13 protein-coding genes, 2 pseudogenes and 1 other annotated feature are annotated in these 21,772 nt (G+C 45.3%); of the genes and pseudogenes, 5 read left to right on the top strand and 10 right to left on the bottom strand.

The annotated features are described in order from the left end of the window. Positions 1-95 precede the first annotated feature (95 nt). Complete coding sequence (gene ung / locus KHN79_RS02360) at positions 96-776, bottom strand: uracil-DNA glycosylase (protein WP_182009513.1); 681 nt, start codon at positions 774-776, stop codon at positions 96-98. Between the two features lie 336 nt (positions 777-1,112). Then, positions 1,113-2,001 (bottom strand): annotated as a pseudogene (nfo, locus tag KHN79_RS02355) (deoxyribonuclease IV). 328 nt (positions 2,002-2,329) lie between these two features. Between nfo and grcA the strand changes: the two are divergent. Further along, positions 2,330-2,707 carry an autonomous glycyl radical cofactor GrcA gene (gene grcA, locus KHN79_RS02350; RefSeq protein ID WP_182009517.1) on the top strand — a complete coding sequence of 126 codons (378 nt, stop codon included), beginning with the start codon at positions 2,330-2,332 and terminating at the stop codon, positions 2,705-2,707. A gap of 117 nt (positions 2,708-2,824) precedes the next feature. Here grcA and thrC read toward each other — a convergent pair whose 3' ends face one another. Genes thrC through thrA form a run of 3 tightly spaced genes read right to left on the bottom strand, consistent with a single transcriptional unit; the run spans position 2,825 to position 7,538 of the window. Continuing rightward, positions 2,825-4,105, bottom strand: coding sequence for a threonine synthase (gene thrC / locus KHN79_RS02345; RefSeq protein WP_182009519.1), 1,281 nt, complete (start codon positions 4,103-4,105; stop codon positions 2,825-2,827). Next, positions 4,102-5,058: a homoserine kinase gene (gene thrB, locus KHN79_RS02340; RefSeq protein WP_182009948.1), complete on the bottom strand. Its 957-nt coding sequence runs from the start codon at positions 5,056-5,058 to the stop codon at positions 4,102-4,104. The genes thrC and thrB overlap by 4 nt, the downstream gene beginning before the upstream one ends. 20 nt (positions 5,059-5,078) lie before the next feature. Beyond that, complete coding sequence (gene thrA, locus KHN79_RS02335; protein ID WP_182009521.1) at positions 5,079-7,538, bottom strand: bifunctional aspartate kinase/homoserine dehydrogenase I; 2,460 nt, start codon at positions 7,536-7,538, stop codon at positions 5,079-5,081. 54 nt (positions 7,539-7,592) lie between these two features. Then, positions 7,593-7,712 (bottom strand) — a sequence feature (Thr leader region). A 444-nt stretch (positions 7,713-8,156) separates the two neighbouring features. Here thrA and KHN79_RS02330 point away from each other — a divergent pair. Beyond that, complete coding sequence (locus KHN79_RS02330) at positions 8,157-8,627, top strand: ribonuclease regulator (protein WP_182009523.1); 471 nt, start codon at positions 8,157-8,159, stop codon at positions 8,625-8,627. Here the strand turns inward: KHN79_RS02330 and KHN79_RS02325 are convergent. Continuing rightward, complete coding sequence (locus tag KHN79_RS02325; protein WP_182009525.1) at positions 8,624-9,106, bottom strand: putative 4-hydroxy-4-methyl-2-oxoglutarate aldolase; 483 nt, start codon at positions 9,104-9,106, stop codon at positions 8,624-8,626. The genes KHN79_RS02330 and KHN79_RS02325 overlap by 4 nt on opposite strands. A gap of 52 nt (positions 9,107-9,158) precedes the next feature. Continuing rightward, a complete protein-coding gene (locus KHN79_RS02320) occupies positions 9,159-9,566 on the bottom strand; it encodes a DUF3293 domain-containing protein (RefSeq protein WP_182009949.1) in 408 nt (135 codons plus the stop codon). 359 nt (positions 9,567-9,925) lie between these two features. Between KHN79_RS02320 and arcA the strand changes: the two are divergent. Continuing rightward, positions 9,926-10,643 (top strand): annotated as a pseudogene (gene arcA / locus KHN79_RS02315) (two-component system response regulator ArcA). An 84-nt stretch (positions 10,644-10,727) separates the two neighbouring features. Here arcA and KHN79_RS02310 read toward each other — a convergent pair. From KHN79_RS02310 to KHN79_RS02300, 3 genes are all read right to left on the bottom strand, one after another. Next, the gene (locus tag KHN79_RS02310; RefSeq protein WP_182009527.1) at positions 10,728-11,177 is read right to left on the bottom strand and encodes a lipoprotein; all 450 of its coding nucleotides are present in this window, start codon (positions 11,175-11,177) and stop codon (positions 10,728-10,730) included. 1 nt (position 11,178) lies between these two features. Then, positions 11,179-13,530, bottom strand: a complete 2,352-nt coding sequence (gene arcB, locus KHN79_RS02305) for an aerobic respiration two-component sensor histidine kinase ArcB (protein ID WP_182009529.1) — start codon at positions 13,528-13,530, stop codon at positions 11,179-11,181. Between the two features lie 338 nt (positions 13,531-13,868). Further along, the gene (locus KHN79_RS02300; protein ID WP_182009531.1) at positions 13,869-14,831 is read right to left on the bottom strand and encodes a TIGR01212 family radical SAM protein; all 963 of its coding nucleotides are present in this window, start codon (positions 14,829-14,831) and stop codon (positions 13,869-13,871) included. A 555-nt stretch (positions 14,832-15,386) separates the two neighbouring features. On the opposite strand from KHN79_RS02300, the gene gltB reads away from it, so the two are divergent. Next, positions 15,387-19,937 (top strand): glutamate synthase large subunit, encoded by a 4,551-nt coding sequence (gene gltB / locus KHN79_RS02295; protein WP_182009533.1) that lies wholly within the window; start codon positions 15,387-15,389, stop codon positions 19,935-19,937. Then, a complete protein-coding gene (locus tag KHN79_RS02290; RefSeq protein WP_182009535.1) occupies positions 19,937-21,406 on the top strand; it encodes a glutamate synthase subunit beta in 1,470 nt (489 codons plus the stop codon). The genes gltB and KHN79_RS02290 overlap by 1 nt, the downstream gene beginning before the upstream one ends. The last annotated feature ends 366 nt before the right edge of the window (positions 21,407-21,772 follow it).

Here is a 21,772-nt window from a genome sequence, read left to right as displayed (position 1 = left end):
ACCTGCTTATAGTAAGTGTATATGAGAAATGAATGACCAGCTTGAGCGTGCTCAAAAAAACAGCAATAAGAAACCCTTAATCGCTGTCCTTTTATTTAAACCGCTAACGGAAGATGCCAGTTGACCGGCTCTTTACCTTGTGATGCAAGTAATTGGTTTGCTTGAGAGAAATGCTTACAGCCCAGAAAGCCCCGGTGAGCTGAGAGCGGTGAAGGGTGAGGGGCAGTAAGCACATGATGCTTTGAACGGTCAATAAACCTCCCCTTTTTCTGCGCGTGCGCGCCCCACAGCATGAATACAACACCTTGCTGCTGCTGGTTTATGGCTTCAATAACTTTATCTGTGAAGGTTTCCCAGCCAGTTTTGGCATGCGAATGAGCCTTGCCCTGCTCTACCGTCAATACGGTATTAAGCAGCAAAACGCCTTGCTCTGCCCAGCTTTGTAAAAAACCGTGCTGAGGGATTTGGAATCCTTCAATATCCTGCGCTAGCTCTTTATAAATATTGACTAAAGATGGCGGTGTTTTTACTCCGGGTAATACCGAGAAACACAGCCCGTGTGCCTGATTTGGACCGTGATAAGGATCCTGGCCTAAAATCACCACTTTCACCTCGTTAAACTCTGTAAAACGGAAAGCATTGAACACATCTTCTTCCGGCGGAAATATGTTTTTCCCCGCAGAACGTTCCGCTTCAACAAAGTTTAAGGTGTCGACGAAATAGCGCTGTTTTTTCTCTTCGCCGATCACATCGTGCCAGCTCGGTGTCTGATTCATGGAAAGTTCCTGTCTTAAAGTCTGGCTCTATTCTAGCGAGCGAAACTCAAACAAACAAAAACTTACCTTCAACTAAAGAACAAAACACCCTAAGCGGCAAGTCAACTTACTGAAAGAAAGGAACATTTCACAAATAGGTTAGTGTTTCTGTGGCGTTCGGAAATGACCCGGACCTGTGATGTGGCGGTTAGGCATTGGCAGACGCACTCCGCGTCTGCTTTGCGAGAAAGGAACATGAGAAATTGGTCGAGACATAATGCAATCCTTCTATACCAAGCCTCTATATAAGGCTCCAGTGATCACTAAGAAAGAAAAATGCCAACTATTACAGCTTGATTAATTTTTGTTGAATTCTTCCAGATGATAACCACGAAGAGTTTCAATCTCGCGATGCCATATTTCTGGGTCAATTGTTTCTAAAATCAAAGGGATACCATCAAATCGAGAGTCTCTTGCAATATATTCAAAGCAGTCCCAGCCAATTTCGCCTTTACCCAGAGAATGATGACGATCCACCCGGCTTGCAAACTCGACTTTTGAATCATTTAGATGCATTGCTCTTAAATAGTGCATGCCAACGATACGGTCGAACTCAGCAAAAGTGTGCTCGCAATCTTCTTTCGTTCTTAAATCATAGCCTGCTGTGAAGGTATGACACGTATCAATACACACACCGACGCGTTTTTTTGTCTTCGACCTGCTCAATGATCTCAGCTAGGTGTTCAAACTTCCAACCCAGATTGGTACCCTGACCCGCTGTGTTTTCTATCACCGCAACCACATCCGGCACCGCTTTGTGTGCAAGATTGATAGATTCAGCAATTGTCGCCAGACACTCTTGCTCCGAGACTTTCTTTAAGTGGCTGCCAGGATGAAAATTTAATAATGTCAGACCAAGCTGGTTACAACGCTCCATCTCATCGATGAATGCTGCCCGCGATTTATTAAGCTTCTCTTCTTCAGGCGCGCCCAGGTTAATCAGGTACGAGTCATGAGGGAGGATACTCTCGGAGCCAAAACCAAGCATTTTACAGTTAGCCTTAAATGCACTTATGGTCTTCTCTTCTAGTGGTTTGGCCACCCACTGACGCTGATTTTTTGTAAATAGAGCAAAAGCATTAGCGCCAATCTCTCGAGCACGCATAGGGGCTTGATCCACTCCACCAGCAGCAGATACATGAGCGCCGATAAGTTTACTTCCAAGCTTGTTTTTCATGTTTGTCATTTAATCACTTAAGACTTTCAGTAGGTGTACATAAATACAATTGATTACATATAATGGGTCAAATTAAAAACAACACTTTGTAGTAAAATTACTACAAAACAGCCATTTAAATTATTTTTATAATATCAAATATTTTGTAATTGGTATGTTTTTAAAGGTTTTATTGATTTGACTCAACAAAACAACCTCATTAAAAATAATGTTTTTGGTTGTTTTTTGACTTAAATCAATATTAAAATAGTGGATATTAGCTATATAATACCTAGCTCGACAATAAATTTGAAAGTTAATACCAATAAACTCCACGTATGTGGACTAGGAGACTGTAATGATCCAAGGCATCCAAATTACTAAAGCAGCAAACGACGCTCTACTTAACTCAATCTGGTTACTTGACAGCGAAAAGAGTGAAGCTCGTTGTGTTGCCGCTGCGGCTGGCTACGAAGCAGACCAAGTGATTGCAATCAGTGACCTGGGTGAATACGAAAGCCGTGAAGTTGCGATCGAAACTGCACCTCGTATCGAAGGTGGTCAGCACCTAAACGTAAACGTACTTAAACGTGAAACGTTAGAAGATGCAGTAGCAAACCCTGAGAAATACCCTCAGCTAACTATTCGTGTTTCTGGCTACGCAGTGCGTTTCAACTCACTGACTCCAGAGCAGCAACGCGACGTTATCGCGCGTACATTTACTGAGTCTCTATAATCGCAGAGACACTCTCCGGTATTTTTGAAAACGGCGCTTATTGAGCGCCGTTTTTATTGTCAGAAAAACAAAAGATGGAGACTAAGCTCCACCTTTGTGATTCAACTTATATCTGGTTTACTGAACGCGGCGCAATACCGTTTTTAGTGCATCGAAGTCAGCATCGAGATCTTCAGATAGCAGTTCCATTGCGGCATGCTTCGCAAGTGGCGCTGGTACTTCAATATCCGATTTTAGGATGTCATCCACTACTTCTTTGAACTTAGCAGGGTGGGCCGTACATAAGAACAGACCAGTTTCACCGGCTTGTAACTGCTGATCCAGAACACGATACGCTATTGCACCGTGAGGTTCGCACAGGTAACCCAGTGAATTAAGCTCTTGCACTGATTCTGCGCTCTGCTCATCAGTAACCATACCTTTACCTAGCGTTTCCAAACCCCACTCTTTCACGCGGCATAGCTCTTCAATACGCGGCCAGTTGTTTGGTTGGCTTACATCCATCGCATTCGATGTGGTTGCTACCGTTGGTTTGGGCTCCCACTTACCGGTTTCCAGGTAACGCGGAACCGTATCGTTGGCATTGGTTGCCGCGATAAAACGTTTGATTGGCAGACCAAGTGCTTTTGCTAACAAGCCAGCGGTTAGGTTGCCAAAGTTACCACTCGGTACTGAGATAACCAGATTTTCACGCTCTTGCTTACTCATCTGCGCTGCCGCTTCAAAGTAGTAACAGATTTGCGCCATCAAACGGCTGATATTAATTGAGTTTGCCGAGTTAAGACCGATTTCTTCGCGCAGTTCAGCGTCATCAAAGGCTTGCTTCACCAGTGCCTGACATGCGTCAAAATCACCATTAATAGCGACGGTATGGATGTTCTTACCCAGAGTACAGAATAACTTTTCCTGTAGCGGGCTGATCTTACCTTTAGGGTAAAGGATCACAACATTGATGTTTTCCATACCATAGAAAGCATGAGCAACCGCAGCGCCCGTATCACCCGATGTTGCAGTAAGAATCGTGATCTTACCGCCATCTGATACCGCGGCCAGCGACTGAGCCATAAAGCGCCCACCGAAGTCTTTAAACGCCAGTGTTGGACCGTGGAAAAGCTCTAGTGCATAAACACCATCTTTGACCTGCTTAATCGGCGCAGGGAACTGGAATGCCGCATCAACCAAGCCATTTACCTGGTCTTCCGTCAGCTCTTCACCAATCAGTGCAGAAAGGATCTTAGTACTACGAGAAACAAAGTCTTGATCCAGTAGTGCATCAATATCATCAAATTTTGGTAATTCCGATGGAAAAAACAGGCCTTGATTACGACCTAATCCTTGGCGAACGGCTTGGCCAAAGGAAACTTGTTCATCATTTTCTTTTATATTGTAAAGCTTCATAGCTCACTTCCTGTAACAATCGAACCTTGCTTATCCAGTCGACAAACGTGGACGAATCCTTCTTCATTTTGTACGTAATTTTGTTCTAACCAGCGAGCAACTCGCTCAGCGACATCTTTCTCTTTGCAAATACTGAACAGTGTCGGACCACTGCCCGAAATACCGGTGGCTAAAGCCCCTGCAGATGCTGCATATTGTCGAGCATTAGCAAAGCCAGGTAGCAGTTTCTCACGGTACGGCTCCGCGATCACGTCTTTGATCATTTTTGCAGCGAGTTCCGGCTGACCAGAATGACACGCATGAATAAAGCCTGCAAGATGACGCCCATGAGCAATAATATCTTGTCGGCGGTACTGAGATGGTAGGATCTCACGCGCTTCCGCAGTAGACACTTTGATTCCGGGATACGCCATCACCCAGTACCAGTCATCAAAACACGGTACTTCCTGGCTGATGATACCCAGCTCTTCCAGCATCAGCTGCACACCACCCAGGTAACACGGCGCTACGTTATCATAGTGGACACCGCCAGATATCTTGCCTTCCATTTCACCCATCAGGGCTAACAGCTCAGTTTCATTCAGAGGTTGGCCATGGAAACGGTTCAAAGCATCAAGCGCAGCAACGATAGAACAAGCACTGGAACCCAGGCCCGATCCAATTGGCATGTTCTTCTCAAGCGTCATTTCCAGTGGTTTCAGCTCTACGCCTTTTCTGTCTAGCTCGCGAGCAAATACAACCCAGCAATCGTAAACGATGTTCTCTCTTGGCTCTGTTGGTAACTTAGAAACGAAGCTACCTGCTGTTTTCAAGCTGAACGGTTCAGAGCCCGCTTTAACCTGAACTCGATCACCTAATAAAGTACCATCAATGGGAGATACCGCAGCGCCCAATACATCAAAACCTACGCTTACATTACCAATTGATGCCGGGGCATAAACCACTACATCCATATCACTTGAACTCATTGCTGTTATACCCCTAACTTCCAACCTAAAGTACGCATCACATCTGAGAATACGCCTGCTGCGGTAACTTCAGTACCGGCTCCGTAACCACGCAATACCAATGGGATTGGCTGGTAGTAACGGCTGTAAAACGCCAGTGCGTTCTCACCATCCTTGATTTTGAACATCGGATCATTTTCATCAACACAGGCGATACTAACCGTACATTTACCGTCGTTGATTTCACCAACATAACGTAAAACTTTGCCTTCTTCTGCTGCTTTTGCGACGAGATCTTTGAAATACGCATCAGCCTCAGGAAGTCGTGCCATAAATTCATCGACACTGCCTGAATCATCAAAGCCTGGTGGCAGCGCTTGATCTACAACCACATCTTCAAGCTCTAGTGACATACCCGCCTCACGCGCCAGGATAAGAAGTTTACGAGCCACATCCATGCCTGACAGGTCATCACGCGGATCCGGCTCAGTAAAGCCATTTTCTTTCGCGATGTTGGTTGCTTCACTCAGGCTCATACCTTCGTCTAGCTTACCGAAGATGTAAGAGAGTGAGCCAGACAGAATACCGCTGAATCGCTCCAGTTCGTCACCGGCAGCAATAAGGTTTTGCAGGTTTTCGATAACCGGCAGACCAGCACCAACTGTCGTTTCATACATCAGTTTACGACGTGAGCCACGCGCTACATCGCGCAGCTGATGGTAATACGCCATGCTTGCTGTGTTTGCTTTCTTGTTTGGTGTCACGACATGGAAGCCCGCCGCCAGAAAATCCGCATACTGGTTAGCAATGTCTTCACTTGAAGTACAATCAACCAATACTGGGTTAATGATGTGATTACGCTGCACAAGGGCAATGAGACGCGCTAAGCTGAATTCTTCCGTTGCCGAAGACATACGATCGCGCCAGTGCTCCAGTGGAAGCCCTTCACTATCAAGTAACAGACCTTTACTGTTTGCCAGACCACAAACTCGGATCACGATCCCTTTCTCAGCTAGTTTCGCCTGCTGACGTTCAATCTGATCAACCAGTTCACCACCGACACCACCGATACCAACAACGAACACATCCAGGAAGTGTTTCGAGTTGAATAGGTTCATGTGACACGCTTTGATCGCCTCAGAGATCTTATCTTCAGGGATCACCGCCGAAATCGCGCGTTCTGAAGAGCCCTGTGCAATCGCGACGATATTAACGTTCACTTCTGCAAGGGATGAGAAGAAACGGGAAGCGACACCACGAGATGTACGCATACCATCACCAACCAGAGTTACGATAGCGACATCATCGATGAAGTCTACCGGCTCAAGCAGACCATCTTTTAGTTCCAGCTCAAACGCTTCGGCCAGAGTCTGTTCTGCTTTGGCTTTATCTTCAGCCTCAATACAGAAGCTGATGCTGTACTCTGAAGAAGACTGAGTGATAAGTACAATTGAAACACCTGCCGATGACATAGCACCAAACACCCGGCTAGCCATGCCAACCATGCCTTTCATGCCTGGGCCGGAAACGTTAACCATGGTCAGGTCATTCAGTGTCGTAATACCCTTGATAGCCAGATTATCTTCACCAGTGTCCTGGCCAATCAAGGTGCCTGCACCTTGCGGATTAAAACTGTTCTTGATTAAGCATGGAATGTGGAACTGAGCAATTGGCGCGATGGTTTTCGGATGCAGAACGGACGCCCCGAAGTAAGACAGTTCCATCGCTTCCTGATAACTCAGAGACTTAAGTAATCTCGCATCTTCTACTAAACGAGGGTCACAGTTGTAAACGCCATCAACGTCTGTCCAGATCTCACAACAATCAGCACGAAGACACGCGGCTAAAACTGCGGCTGAATAGTCTGAACCGTTACGACCTAGTGTAACCAGTTCTCCTTTCTCATTACCGGCAGTAAAACCAGGCATGATGTTGACATGACCTTGAGGAAGAGGCTTTTGGCGGAAGTTTTGTGTAGAGACATCAACATCAACCATGGCTTCAAGGTGGTCACCTTGCGCGTAAAGGTATTCTACCGGATCGATTAGGCTGGCTTTCTGGCCTTTTGCTTCAAGCACCGCTTTCATCAGTTGGATCGATACACGTTCGCCTTTACTGATAATACGAGCGTTGACGTTGTTTGGGCACATACCTAACAAGCTGATACCGTGTACGAATTGACGCAGCTGGGAAAGCGAGGTTTTGACCTGATTGTCGTAGCCTGTTCCATCTAGGTTAGGCACTACGGCTTGAATATCTGCGAAGAGAGCTTTAAACGATTCTTCTAGCTCGTTAATTTGTAATTCTGCTTCACCATTTCGTAAAGCGCCTTCAATCACAGCAACCAGTTTATTAGTTGTTTTGCCTGGTGCAGAAAGCACGACTGCGACTTCTTCCTGCTGAGCATTATTCGCAATGATATCTGCTGCTCTTAAAAAGCGATCTGCATCAGCCAATGATGAACCGCCAAACTTTAATACTCGCATCCCTTCCTCCAGTGTATCTTCTTAAACTTGTCTAAATTTTGTATTAAGAAAGCATAAAAAAAGGCCTGTATCTTGTTGGATACAGGCCTTTCTTGTGAATTTGTTTCGCTCAGCAGCCTGCCCCAACAATGGTAATGTCGGTAATAATAATGGTGGTGGTCATTACAACGAGGCGGTTAACTGGCATAAATATTATTCTACAAAATGTATGTGTGTTTGCTTAACTCTACGTTTACCGAGTTTCCGAATCAGAGTCAATAAAAAAATTGTACATTTTCCAAACTTATAGAGATAAATCCTAAAGTAATGCTTTGAAATATAATATGTAAGCTAGATTTTCAATTTGATTAAATTTTATCTTTGCTTCTCAATTTCTTTGCAGTTTTCAACAGAAAACGGATCATTACACGCTAAGTTAGAAGGATCTTTGTTTAAAGGCGAAGATCAAACAAACAGACACCGTGGCAACAGCTTTGCAGCAGTTCAAATGTGATCGCTGTTCATCACTATCGATAATTTCATAAAATAAATGAGCCGACTTTCATATTCTATGCTTTAATAGTGTGAAGCATTAAGCTAATACCAATAATAATCTTCTAGTACAAAGGAGTGGTGAGCATGAAAAAATGGATTTTTCTGTTGTTTTTTGCCGTGCCCGGCATTTCTTTGGCTACTGAACTGCCTCCGCTTCCAGGAAAAAACACCACTTCCCCTCATAAGTTATTTATCTCCAGCGAAAGTTACCAGTCTGACAGTTTTGACGTATGGAATATTGATGGCGGGTACTCTTACGAGTTATTTGACTCCGTTGACCTTTACGTTGGTGCTCGTGTCAACAACTCCCCGGTTCAAAACCAGAGTGGTTTTTTGAGTGGTGTCAGCTATCACTTTAATGACCGTGTGACAGTAAAAAGTACTTTACGTTCATTTAAAGGTGAGACTACAGAAGGCATTCGTGAAGAGGATAACGGCCTTGCCGCCGAAGTATCTAGCCGCGTGAAAATTACTGATAAATTAGATATTCACGCGACTTTGGATTATCAAGACTGGCAACAAGGCTTTGAGGTAGGTTTAGGTTTCCGCTTTTAGAAGTCAAGCTTCTCTTTAGAAATAAGTACCCCATTCCAGTCTGCATAGACATAGTGTTTTGGCTGCACAATTTGATTGTGCATGGTTAACGTAACATTGACGTCCCCCATCCCACGCTTCTCAGTTTTAAACGGGCATGTACCAAGTGCTTGCACACCAATATCCATCTGTGACATTTGCGCCACATCACGAACCGCCCCGTAAATGATGATCCCTTCCCAGCCGTTTTCAATTCCCAGTATCGCTAATTGATCGCCAAGTAATGCTTTCTGACATGAGCCATGTCCATCTACTATCAACACTTTCCCTGCACCGTCCTGCCCCAAAACCTCTCTTACCTTTGAGTTATCATGGTAACAGCGTACTGTGACAATTTCCCCATGAAAGGCCGTGCGTCGTCCGAAATTCTGTAATGGCAGATTCAGCAAAGTTACCTGGTCTTCAAATTGGTCACAAATATCTGGTGTTATATCGATCATATTCCCTCCATGAATTTTTCGCCCGAGACTAGCTCCAGCGAGTAGTATCCTTTTATACGAGCCGATCTCTGATTTCACCGATATGATGCTTTTTATTCGGCTCAGTACAGGCTATTAAATAGAGCTCTCCGCGAGTGACATAATAAATCGCATGCTGTTGAAACTCGTTCGCCAGAGATATCGCTTCGTCTATCGAGATCTCGACCGCAAAACTCTCTTCGTACCATTTGAAGCCACTATCTCCAACAGTAACTGACACGTAGTTGGCGTGTTGCAGGTATTTTTCTAACTCTTGATTATTTATGCAGTTATCTTGTTTTGACCGCAATTTACTCCATGGGTTCCAAGCAGTTATTACAACATAGTTCAAAACGTTCCATTCTGATTCGAAATGAAAAAACGAATTTGAATAAGAATTCCATAATGATGCGTCGATGTTCGTATTGTTTTTTTCTATCATAACTCTTAAATGATTCATAACAGTTAAATTTCATCAATTGATGTAAATCAACAAAGTGCATGGAATTAACATTTGTGCATTGTTAGCATGCTGTTAACATTATAAAATTCGCCCCATATCTAGGGTAATTACGTTTCATACTCCATTAAAAGCAGGAACGGAACGGTAAAAAGCCCTGTAGAATAAAGTTCGCCACAGGATCTTGGTGAGCGGGTAAATTTTTATGGACAGCGGATAACTGAAAGCCGTGTTTTTTTGATCAACTTGATTTAATATCAAAATTACATTACCTGTATGTTATATTTTTGCCTAGAATTTATTCTATTAGCACAATTTTGTCACAAATTTAGGTACCGCCAATGCAAACCCCGCAGATTCTGATCGTTGAAGATGAGCAAGTAACTCGTAACACTCTAAAGAGTATTTTTGAAGCAGAGGGATACGCTGTTTTTGAAGCCAGTGACGGTGAAGAGATGCACCAAGTTTTATCTGATAACTCAGTTAACTTGGTCATTATGGACATTAACCTTCCAGGTAAGAACGGTCTTCTACTAGCACGTGAGTTGCGTGAACAAGCGAACATCGCGCTGATGTTCCTGACTGGTCGTGACAATGAAGTCGACAAGATTCTTGGTCTTGAGATTGGTGCTGATGACTACATCACGAAACCTTTTAACCCTCGTGAGCTGACTATCCGTGCACGTAACTTGCTAAGCCGCTCAATGAGCACCAGTGCTGTGCAAGAAGAAAAACGCTCGGTAGAAAAATACGAGTTCAACGGCTGGGTACTGGATATTAACAGTCGCTCACTCGTGAGCCCGTCTGGTGATAGCTACAAGCTTCCGCGTTCTGAATTCCGTGCTCTGCTTCACTTCTGTGAGAACCCGGGTAAGATCCAAACGCGTGCTGACCTGCTTAAAAAAAATGACAGGCCGTGAGCTTAAACCTCATGATCGTACTGTTGACGTAACTATTCGTCGTATTCGTAAGCACTTCGAGTCTGTGTCGGGTACGCCAGAAATCATCGCAACTATTCACGGTGAAGGTTACCGCTTCTGTGGCGATCTGGAAGACTAATAAACTTCCCAGAAACATTAAGGGCTTGCTCATTGAGCAAGCCCTTTTTATTTGAAAGATTAGGATCGCACGATAGGTCAGCCCCTAGTACACTCGGTTGATTTTTACATGCTTTTCTACCAACCAGCGCTTTTCTCCCGCATCATCAAGAAGTATCGCCAGATCAACCAACTTCTCATTGCTAAGCTCACTCTGTAGTGTAAAAGCAACTTCCCATTGGTTTTCACTATTAGTACGTGTCTCTAACGAGTCCTCTCCAATCATCCATTCCTTATCGCCTTGTCTGATGATCAAAGCTTCTGCCGTAAGGTTTGCAGGTAACTGCTGAGCACTCTCTAGGGAAAGAGAGCCATGAAGGCTTGGCTCTTGAGCCTCACCAATGGTCGGCATAAGATTAACCCAAAGGTTACTCTTAAGCTCGATGTTAACCTGATTCATGGTTATTTGGCTGTCTTGTTTCCAGTTCACTTCAGGGACGGCACTACAACCTGTCAGCAACGCAGTAGCGATTAAAACGGATGTAAATTTCTTCATGTTACTTCCTTTGATCTAGCCAGCTTCTCAGTACTTGAATATCATTCTGGTATTCATTTTTAATTTCTTCGACCCAATCTGAAATATTCTCCCACCATGCCGGCATATCAGGAGATTGCGCTTTCTGAGCGACACTTTGAATTCGTTTGAGCCCGATTGATCCTGCTGCACCTTTTATTTTATGAGCTTCAGAGACAATGCCATCCTTATCTTTCGCCGTCATATTTGAGTCCAGTACTTCAATGTAATCCGGCATCATTTCTTCGAACATTTTGATGCTGTCATAAACAGGAGCGGCACCTACAATATCCACGTAAGACTCCAGCATATCTAAGTCAAGCAGATGTGTCTCAATCACCGGAGACGGCACAGGTTCTTCTATCACTTCAGTGACTTCAACAGGCTCTGTCTTGCACACCTTATCGACAAAGAACTTATCAATTACCGACTGAATAGCATTCACGGCCAGTGGTTTACTGATCGCATCATCCATACCATTTTCCAGATATTCGCGTCGATCTTTCAGTACATTTGCCGTTAACGCGACTAACGGCGGTAGATTGTCATAATGTTCCCGGTAATAGTGAGCCACATCAAAGCCGGTCATATCAGGCAACTGGATGTCGAGCAGTACCAGGTCATACTGCTCTGGGACAAAGTTGACTAACGCTTCTTGTCCGGTCATGGCGACGGTAACTGAATGACCCAGGCTCTCTAACAACGATTTAGCGACCGTTACGTTGAGCTCAATATCTTCAACCATAAAGATATTTAAATGAACGTTATCGCGTTGTGCATCGATAACAGGCTCGTCAAGTGTCACGACCGGAACATGGATAGACACCGTAAACGTACTACCAAAGCCCTCTTCACTTGTCACGGTAATATCACCATCCATCATATTGATCAGCTGTTTAGAGACAGCTAAGCCGATACCGGTACCAACCGCGTGCAGGTTGTCCTTGCCTGATTTGACCTGGTAATACATAGCGAAGATCTTATTCAGTTCCTCTTCAGGAATGCCGATGCCTGTATCTTCCACTTCCATGATAATAGTTGCGAAATCCTCTTCAACGTCTGCACTCACCGTCATCACCACGCCACCTTCTTTAGTGAACTTCATGGCATTGCTGACGAGGTTCCAGATCACCTGACGTAAACGGGTAGCATCAACTTCAATCGCTTTCGGCAAATCACTCAGACGCTCCAAATCAAAGCGCAGCCCTTTTTGCTGCGCCATAAGAGCAGAAATACTTTCTATTTCAGCAACAAAGTCCTCAAAATTCAGAGGCTCTGGCAAAAGCTCAAGCTTACGGCGGTCAAACTTATCCATATCAATGATATCATTGAAGATGTTGCCGAGCGTTATGGCGCTCACGTTGATAGTTTGCATGTACTTACGCTGCTCTTGAGTAAGCTGAGTATCCAGCAGCATGCGGCTCAGTCCAACAATACCGTTGAGTGGAGTACGAAGTTCATGACTGATTGTTGAGATAAAGGTGGTTTTATCACGACTGGCTTTCTCCAGGGACTCTTCGTGATGTTTGCGCTCAGTGATATCACGTCCGAAACCTACCAAGCCTAGGTGACGTCCATCTTTACTGTAGAAAGGAACTTTACGAAGTTCGAAGTAATGCTTACGGCCATCAGGGTATTCGAGCCATTGTTCGTAAGTGATCGCCTGATTGTCAGTGAATACTTTCTGGTCGGTATCAACAATTGGCTGTGCTATTTCTTTGCTGTAAACATCCCAGGGACTCAAACCAACCAGCTGATGCTCCTTCTTCCCGGTCAGTTCTTCCATTGCCCGGTTACAGCCCGAGAACACACCATCGGCATTTCGGTAATAAATCAAATCCGGGGAGGCATCAATAAAGGAGCGTAAAAGAGCCGTTCGTTCGGCGAGTTCTAACTGTGTTCGCTCACGCTGGAAAACCTCATTTTCCAGGTCTTTCATCGCTTCTTCGCGCGCTTCTTCTGCCTTAAATCGGTCTTCAATCTCTTGATTGAGTTTCTCAATATTCTGTTGCAGTTGGACATTCAGTTCCTGGTCCCGAGAACGCATGTCTTTCAGTTTAGAAACCAGTTTGGTTAATCTCTGGCGGGACTCTTCAAGTTGATCAACAACTACAGAGAGGAAATATACTGCCCAGGGAGTAATCAGCAGACCGAAAAATACCGAACGGACAATATCAATATCATCGACCCGACCTTTAAGAGCCAGAGTAATACCGACTTGTACCACGACAGCCAGTGCAACCAGCGCAAGTGCCAGCAAAATTGAAAAACGGACAATCCCCAGTTTAACCAGAAGGTCAACATAGTACTGGGCAAGATTTTTCATCGGTTTCATTCACGACTCCAAGGCGCAAAGCTAAATATCATTCCTGAAAATTAAACACTAACCTTGGTGCACAAAAACTTCAGGGCAACAATCAAAAAAACACCAAGTCCCCGCAGTTTAACGTGTTTGATATAGTGATTAAAACTGCCCGCTCTCAAGTTAGAGTATGCGGTCACAAAGCACCGGCAATAACGTAAGTTAATTTACTCATGGTTAACCAGAACAATGAAAAAGTCGTTTGAAAAAATTTCCAGATGCAGTTTCGACGAAAGATCAGATAAACGAACAACTATTGGTGCCCCTCCTACCCGCCTCAAAATAAAGTACGTTCTGTCCGGGGCGAATAATCACCTTCTGTTATCGGCAGTTTGGTTTTTTAAATCGGGTTTACTGTAGACAAATGACTTACCCGTTAGACTCCCCTGAGCTCCTTCTCTATCAAGTGCCCGACCAATTTCGGTCATTGCTAACCAACGGTTTTCACACCAGAGCGGAGAGAGCAGCGTCGGACGACGAGCGGCTGAGGACACTCGGTGGAATACAATATCTGCCGGTGTCATACGGATAAGTTCACTTGCTATCGCAACGTACTCTTCTAATTCAGGTGCTTCCAGCTTTCCAGCTCGCCACGCTTTGGCCATTGTGCTGCCTTCTACAACATGCAGGCCATGTAGTTTGATGCCATCCGTACCAGCCTCGAGTACTTTTCTCATCGTTTCCACGTTATGTTCTCGAGTTTCTTTTGGTAATCCTACGATCAAATGGGTACAGACTTTAATTCCCAGGGCGCGCGCGCGTTTGGTGATTTCCGCGTAACATTCAAAATCGTGGCCACGATTAATTCGTTTAAGCGTATCATTATTAGCAGTCTGCAAACCCAGCTCCAGCCAGATTTCATACCCCTGGACGACGTAATCAGACAGCAACTCTAATACCGCATCCGGCACACAGTCGGGACGGGTTCCCACGCATAGCCCCACTATATCCGCCGCTTTTAAGGCTTCCTGATACATGCTCTTCAGGACTTGTACTTCAGCATAAGTACTGGTGTACGCCTGAAAATAGGCGAGATACTTTTTCGCACGCTGGATTTCCCCGGCACGATCACTTAACTGATCATGGATACTTTTGACCTGTACTTCTTCGTCAGCAAACGACGCAACATTACAAAATGTGCATCCACCACGCCCTATCGTGCCATCTCGGTTTGGGCAGCTGAAACCACCATGTAATGTCAGTTTGTGAACTTTTTCACCGTAACGGCGCTGGAGATCCTGACCTAATGTATTGACCAATTCATGTAACTGCATAAGCTTTCACCAGTTGCAAACCGCAATCAATCTCACTGCGGTTTATGTAAGTAAGTTACATCCCTGCAAGAAAAATACATAATTTTAGTCAATTCAAACGCCACTTAAGCAGGGTAAAATCAACAAACCTGCATAAATACATAAAAAAAACACCCATGTTGCACAATTGTTAAACAAATTATGCATATTTAAACAAAAAAAATGGGTCACAATGTCGACTTTTCATTGCATTCTTAAGTAACAAAATTGTAGGATACTTACGCAACCCCGTTGCTTTTTGTGGTTTAGATTACAACACGGACTTCGGGATTTGTTGGTGTTACCTCACTCCTACCTATATAAGTCACCAAGAAGTGGCAAATAATAAAGAGATATCACCAAGGATTGTTTTTCTCGCAATACTTTTTCTGCGAGATACGGAAAGGACTCAAGACTGGTCAACCTCGATCGGTGGCGAATCATAAATATAAAGGACAAGACGCGTAAAAAATGTGCCTGGGCAGGCCTAGTCTGTCTGGAGTTTTCGCGTCCACATTGAACTGGAAGGATGTATCTATGGTAGATATAGAGCAAAACTCACAGGGTCTGTACACTCCTGAACTGGAGCATGACGCTTGTGGTATCGGTTTTGTTGCTCACCTTAAAAACCGTAAATCTCATGAAGTAGTAACTCAGGCATTGGATATGCTGGCACGCATGGAACACCGTGGCGGTCAGGGTTGTGACCCTTGCAGCGGTGATGGCGCAGGTATCCTGCTACAGAAACCTCATGAGTTTCTATTAGAAGAAGCCGTCAAACTAGGCATTAAACTGCCTTCTTTCGACAAATATGGCGTTGGTGTCGTTCTTTTCCCGAAAGACGAATACAAACGTGAACAGTGCCGTGACATTCTGGAGCGTAATGCCAAACGCCTGGATCTTGAAGTTATCGGTTACCGCGTGCTACCAACCGACAACTCTATGATTGGTGCCGATCCGCTAAGCACAGAGCCTCAGTTTGAGCACGTGTTTATTTCTGGCGGCCCTGGTATCACTCCGGAAGAACTAGAGCGCAAACTGTATGTATTGCGTAACTACACCGTACGAGTTTGCCTGGAAAGCGTGTCGAATATTGGTGACGACTTCTACATCAACTCAATGTCATACAAGACATTAGTGTACAAAGGTCAGTTAACAACCGAGCAAGTACCTCAGTACTTCCTGGATCTGCAAAACCCGACCATGGTGACCGCACTGGCACTGGTACACTCGCGTTTCTCTACCAATACCTTCCCGAAATGGCGTCTTGCACAGCCTTTCCGTTACATCGCCCACAACGGTGAGATCAACACAGTTCGCGGTAACCTGAACTGGATGAAAGCCCGTGAAGCGATCATCGAATCAGACCTGTTTACTCAGGCTGAAATAGACATGCTTCTTCCTATCTGTCAGGAAGGCAGCTCAGATTCATCAAACTTCGATATGGCACTAGAGCTCCTGGTTCTTTCTGGTCGTAGCCTGCCACACGCGCTGATGATGCTGATCCCTGAAGCATGGCAAGAAAACAAAAACATGGATCCTAAGCGTCGTGCTTTCTATCAGTACCACGCGAATATCATGGAACCATGGGACGGCCCGGCATCGGTATGTTTTACAGATGGCGTTCAGGTCGGTGCAACCCTTGACCGAAATGGTCTGCGTCCGTCTCGCTACACAGTGACGAAAGACAACTTCCTGGTTATGGCTTCAGAATCTGGCGTTGTGGACATCGCACCAGAAAATGTTGAGTTCCGCGGTCGTCTTCAACCTGGTCGTATTTTTGTTGCGGACCTGGAACAAGGTCGCATCATTTCTGATGAAGAAGTGAAAGATACCATCGCAAATTCACAGCCTTATGAGCAGTGGGTGAAAGACAACCTGCTGAGCTTGAAAAAACTGCCAGATGCCAGCAACCAGTTCAGTCAGCCTTCTCCAGAGCGTCTACTACACCGCCAACAAGCGTTTGGTGTGAGCTCAGAAGAAGTGAATGAAATCATCGTTCCGATGGCAAATGATGCTAAAGAGCCACTATCTGCAATGGGTGCCGACTGGCCGCTAGCAGTTCTGTCTCACCAGTCTCAGCATCTGTCGAACTACTTTAAGCAATTATTTGCTCAGGTGACTAACCCACCGATCGACCCGATCCGTGAGCGTATGGTTATGTCGCTGAACACTTACCTTGGTAAAGACCAAAACCTACTGACGGAGACACCGCTTCACTGTCAGAAAGTTGAGCTTGAATCACCTGTACTGGCTAACTCTGAGCTTGAAAAACTGCGTGCTATCGATAACGAACACCTGCAAGCGAAAACGCTGGATATTGTATTCCAGGCCAGTGAAGACAAAGGTAAGTTAGAACGTGCACTGAAACGTATTTGCCAATACGCAGAAGATGCCGTGGTTGATGGTTACTCTATCATCGTGCTGACAGACCGTGCAGTTAACTCTAACCACGCAGCAATTCCGGCAATGCTGGCAGTAGGCGCAGTTCACCACCATCTTATCCGTAAGGGTCTGCGTGCGAAGTGTGATATTGTCGTTGAAACAGGTGATGCACGTGAGACACACCACTTCGCAACATTGATCGGTTACGGCGCGAACGCGGTTAACCCTTACCTGGTTATTGAAACCATCATCGAATTACAGCGTACCAAGAAGCTCGATCCTGAAGCGAATCCGCGCGATTTGTTCAACAATTACCGTAAAGCAATCAACGGTGGTCTGCTGAAGATCTTCTCTAAGATGGGTATCTCAACGCTACAGTCTTACCATGGCGCGCAAATCTTTGAAGCACTTGGTATTCACAAGTCTGTTGTTGATAAATACTTTACTGGTACGGTTTCTCGCATCCAAGGTCTGACTCTGGACGATATCGCGAAAGAAGTTTTGGTACGTCACCGTGTGGGCTACCCACAACGTGAAATCCCAATTCAGATGCTTGATGTAGGCGGTGTTTACCAGTGGAAACAACGTGGTGAAAAACACCTGTTCAACCCAGAAACAATTTCTCTGCTGCAACAATCGACTCGTAATAAAGACTACGATCAGTTCAAGCAGTACGCGAGCGCAGTAGATAAACAAGGCGATGATGCCGTTACACTACGCAGCCAGCTAGAATTCATTAAGAACCCGGCAGGTTCTATCTCTATCGACGAAGTTGAACCACTTGAAACTATCGTTAAGCGTTTCGCAACGGGTGCAATGTCATTCGGTTCAATCTCTTACGAAGCTCACTCAACACTGGCTGTTGCGATGAACCGCCTAGGCGCGAAATCCAACTCTGGTGAAGGTGGCGAAGACCCTATGCGCTTCGAGCGTAAAGAGAATGGCGACTGGGAACGCTCAGCAATCAAACAGGTTGCATCGGGCCGTTTCGGCGTGACGTCTTACTACCTTACTAACGCTGAAGAGCTTCAGATCAAGATGGCTCAAGGTGCGAAACCAGGTGAAGGTGGTCAGCTACCAGGTGATAAAGTGGATGACTGGATCGGTGCAACTCGTCACTCGACTCCAGGTGTAGGCCTGATTTCTCCACCGCCGCACCACGATATCTACTCGATCGAAGATTTGGCTCAGCTGATCTACGATTTGAAAAACGCGAACCGTGCTGGCCGTGTTAACGTGAAACTCGTCTCTGAAGCGGGTGTTGGTACCATCGCATCTGGTGTAGCGAAAGCGAAAGCGGACGTGGTACTGATCGCTGGTTTCGATGGTGGTACAGGTGCTTCACCAATGTCTTCTATTCGTCACACCGGCCTTCCTTGGGAGCTAGGTTTGGCAGAAACACACCAGACACTTCTGAAGAACGGTCTACGTAACCGTATCGTTGTACAGGCTGACGGCCAAATGAAGACACCACGTGACCTTGCAATCGCAACTCTATTAGGTGCTGAAGAATGGGGCGTGGCAACCGCCGCATTGGTTGTTGAAGGCTGTATCATGATGCGTAAGTGTCATAAAAACACCTGTCCAGTGGGTATCGCAACTCAGAACAAAACTCTGCGTGAACGCTTTGATGGCCGCGTAGAAGACGTTGTGACCTTCTTCCAATACATGGCTCAAGGTCTTCGTGAAATCATGGCGGAACTTGGTTTCCGTACTATCGATGAAATGGTTGGCCAAGGCCAGAAACTTCGTGTTCGCCAAGACGTTTCACACTGGAAATACAAGAACTTGGATCTATCTCCTGTTCTACACGTTGAGCAACCACGTGAAGCGGACGGTGTACACAACCAAACGGTACAGAACCATAACCTTGAAGCGGTACTTGACCGTAAACTGATCCAAGCGGCTATTCCGGCTCTTGAGAAAGGTGAAGCTGTCAGCGCTGAGTTCCCTATCGTCAACACTGACCGCTCTGCGGGTACTATGTTGTCGAATGAAATTTCGAAAGTCTACAAAGATCAGGGGCTGCCTCAACCAATGAACGTGAAGTTCACAGGTTCTGCAGGTCAGTCTTTCGGTGCCTTCCTTGCGAAAGGTGTGAAGTTCGAAGTTGAAGGTGACGCTAACGATTACTGGGGTAAAGGCTTGTCTGGCGGTACCTTAGTACTGTATCCAGATGCGAATTCAAGCATTGTTGCTGAGGACAACATCATCGTAGGTAACGTATGTTTCTATGGTGCAACCTCTGGTGAATCTTTCATCCGCGGTATGGCTGGTGAGCGTTTCTGTGTTCGTAACTCTGGCGCAAAAGTTGTGGTTGAAGGCGTGGGTGACCACGGCTGTGAATACATGACTGGTGGTGCAGCTATCATCCTAGGTTCAACAGGTCGCAACTTTGCTGCTGGTATGAGCGGTGGTGTAGCGTACGTGTGGGATAAATCAGGTGACTTCGAGTCAAAACTGAACCCAGAACTCGTTGACTTGGATCCTATCGAACAAGAAGACAAAGATCTGTTACTCGACATGCTGACTAAGCATGTTCAATTCACAGGAAGTGAAGTTGCTCAGTCTTTCTTAGACAATTTTGAAGCAAGCCTGGCCTCTATGGTTAAGGTGATGCCACGCGATTACAAAGCGGTACTTCAAAAGCGTAAAGCTGAGGCGCAGTCTCAAGGAAATGAAACTCAAGCGGAGGCAGTGTAATGGGTAAGCCTACTGGATTTTTAGAGCATGGTCGCGAACTTCCACAAAAGATCGACCCGGCTGAACGTATCAAGAACAACAAAGAGTTCGTTCTGAACGAGGAGTTTGGTAGCAAAATCAATACTCAGGCTTCTCGCTGTATGGATTGTGGCGTGCCGTTTTGTCATAATGGATGCCCGATTGGTAATATCATTCCGGAATTCAACGATGCAGTTTATCGTGACAGCTGGGAAGAAGCGTGGAACATTTTGAGCTCGACAAACAACTTCCCTGAGTTTACGGGTCGTGTATGTCCTGCACCATGTGAAAGCGCTTGTGTACTCGGTATTAACCAAGATCCAATTACTATCTGTAATATTGAGAAAACCATCGTAGAAACAGCGTACCGTGAAGGATACGCCAAACCGAAAACACCACGTTCTCGCACTGGTAAAACCGTTGCTATCATCGGTTCTGGCCCTGCTGGCCTTGCAGCGGCAGAGCAGTTGAACAGTGCAGGTCACTCCGTGACAGTATTTGAACGCGATGAGAAAGTCGGTGGTCTACTGCGTTTTGGCATTCCAGACTTTAAACTAAGCATGGAAGTGATTGATCGTAAGATCAATCTGATGGCAGAAGCAGGTGTTGAATTCAGAGTAAACCAACACGTTGGTGTCGATGTAAACGCTCTGCAATTGCGTCAGGAATACGATGTGGTACTTCTGACTGGTGGTTCAACGGTTCCTCGTGATCTTCCAGTTCCCGGACGTGAGCTAAACGGTGTTTACTTCGCGATGCAGTTCCTTGGTCAAAACAACCGCCGAGCAAATAACATGGATCTTAAAGGTGAAGAGATTCACGCAGCAGGCAAACATGTTGTGGTCATCGGTGGCGGTGATACAGGCTCAGACTGTGTAGGAACATCAAACCGACACGGTGCAGCGAGCGTGACTCAGGTCGAGATCATGCCTGTTCCACCAGAGAAACGTCCGGCGAATATGCCTTGGCCTCAGTATCCAATGATCCTGCGTACTTCTACTTCTCACGAAGAAGGGGTGGATCGTCACTGGAATATTCTGACCAAAGAGTTCGTTGGTAATGATAAAGGTGAAGTGACCGGTCTGCGTATTGCCGATATCGTATGGGAAGATGCAAAACCCGGCGAACGCCCGAACTTTAAAGAAGTAGAAGGCAGTGAGCGAGTGATTCCATGTGATATGGCTTTCCTAGCGATGGGTTTCTTACATCCGGAACCAACTGGAGTTCTGGCTCAGCTGGATATTGCTCTTGATGAACGTGGTAACGTTGCAACTCAAGGCTTTGCAACCAATCAAGAAGGCGTATTTGCAGCCGGCGATATGCGTACTGGTCAGTCACTTGTCGTTCGTTGTATCAACGAAGGTCGTGAGTGTGCCCGCGCTGTCGATGAATACCTGATGGGTGGAACCCATCTGGAAGCGAAAGCAAACTCGCTGATGCTTTCAGCATAACAAAGGGGGAGACACACTCCCCTCTTTCTAGTTCACTCGCAGATTTTAAATATATTGTCGGCTGTTGACTGAGAAAGAAAACAATTCCTTCCAATCTTTCTATTTTGACCAGCATTTAATGCTGGTCTTTTTTATCCTCCCTAGCATTAAATGTTACTTTATTGTAACAATCAAATTCCTATCCATTTGAAAACATTGAATAAATTCAGCCAATTAAATGGGAAATCCCTTATTCACATGATTATCCACTAATAACTTGACCTTTTTTACAATAAGCTATAGCTTGTGAAGTTAATGAAAATAAAACAGGCTAATTTTGTTAAATATTTCATAGAAATTACTGAATAGAAATTCATAAAACAATAA

Origin of the sequence: Vibrio sp. B1FLJ16 (assembly GCF_905175385.1) — a bacterium.
In the GTDB taxonomy this organism is placed as follows: domain Bacteria; phylum Pseudomonadota; class Gammaproteobacteria; order Enterobacterales; family Vibrionaceae; genus Vibrio.
The sequence above is the reverse complement of the archived record's forward strand: the minus strand, read 5'-3'. Positions and strand labels throughout refer to the sequence as shown.

What these genes read in the sequence shown, in the direction of transcription:
- ung (WP_182009513.1), bottom strand. Translation starts at nt 776, where the DNA reads ATGAATCAGACACCGAGCTGGCACGATGTGATCGGCGAAGAGAAAAAA.
- grcA (WP_182009517.1), top strand. Translation starts at nt 2,330, where the DNA reads ATGATCCAAGGCATCCAAATTACTAAAGCAGCAAACGACGCTCTACTT.
- thrC (WP_182009519.1), bottom strand. Translation starts at nt 4,105, where the DNA reads ATGAAGCTTTACAATATAAAAGAAAATGATGAACAAGTTTCCTTTGGC.
- thrB (WP_182009948.1), bottom strand. Translation starts at nt 5,058, where the DNA reads ATGGATGTAGTGGTTTATGCCCCGGCATCAATTGGTAATGTAAGCGTA.
- thrA (WP_182009521.1), bottom strand. Translation starts at nt 7,538, where the DNA reads ATGCGAGTATTAAAGTTTGGCGGTTCATCATTGGCTGATGCAGATCGC.
- KHN79_RS02330 (WP_182009523.1), top strand. Translation starts at nt 8,157, where the DNA reads ATGAAAAAATGGATTTTTCTGTTGTTTTTTGCCGTGCCCGGCATTTCT.
- KHN79_RS02325 (WP_182009525.1), bottom strand. Translation starts at nt 9,106, where the DNA reads ATGATCGATATAACACCAGATATTTGTGACCAATTTGAAGACCAGGTA.
- KHN79_RS02320 (WP_182009949.1), bottom strand. Translation starts at nt 9,566, where the DNA reads ATGATAGAAAAAAACAATACGAACATCGACGCATCATTATGGAATTCT.
- KHN79_RS02310 (WP_182009527.1), bottom strand. Translation starts at nt 11,177, where the DNA reads ATGAAGAAATTTACATCCGTTTTAATCGCTACTGCGTTGCTGACAGGT.
- arcB (WP_182009529.1), bottom strand. Translation starts at nt 13,530, where the DNA reads ATGAAACCGATGAAAAATCTTGCCCAGTACTATGTTGACCTTCTGGTT.
- KHN79_RS02300 (WP_182009531.1), bottom strand. Translation starts at nt 14,831, where the DNA reads ATGCAGTTACATGAATTGGTCAATACATTAGGTCAGGATCTCCAGCGC.
- gltB (WP_182009533.1), top strand. Translation starts at nt 15,387, where the DNA reads ATGGTAGATATAGAGCAAAACTCACAGGGTCTGTACACTCCTGAACTG.
- KHN79_RS02290 (WP_182009535.1), top strand. Translation starts at nt 19,937, where the DNA reads ATGGGTAAGCCTACTGGATTTTTAGAGCATGGTCGCGAACTTCCACAA.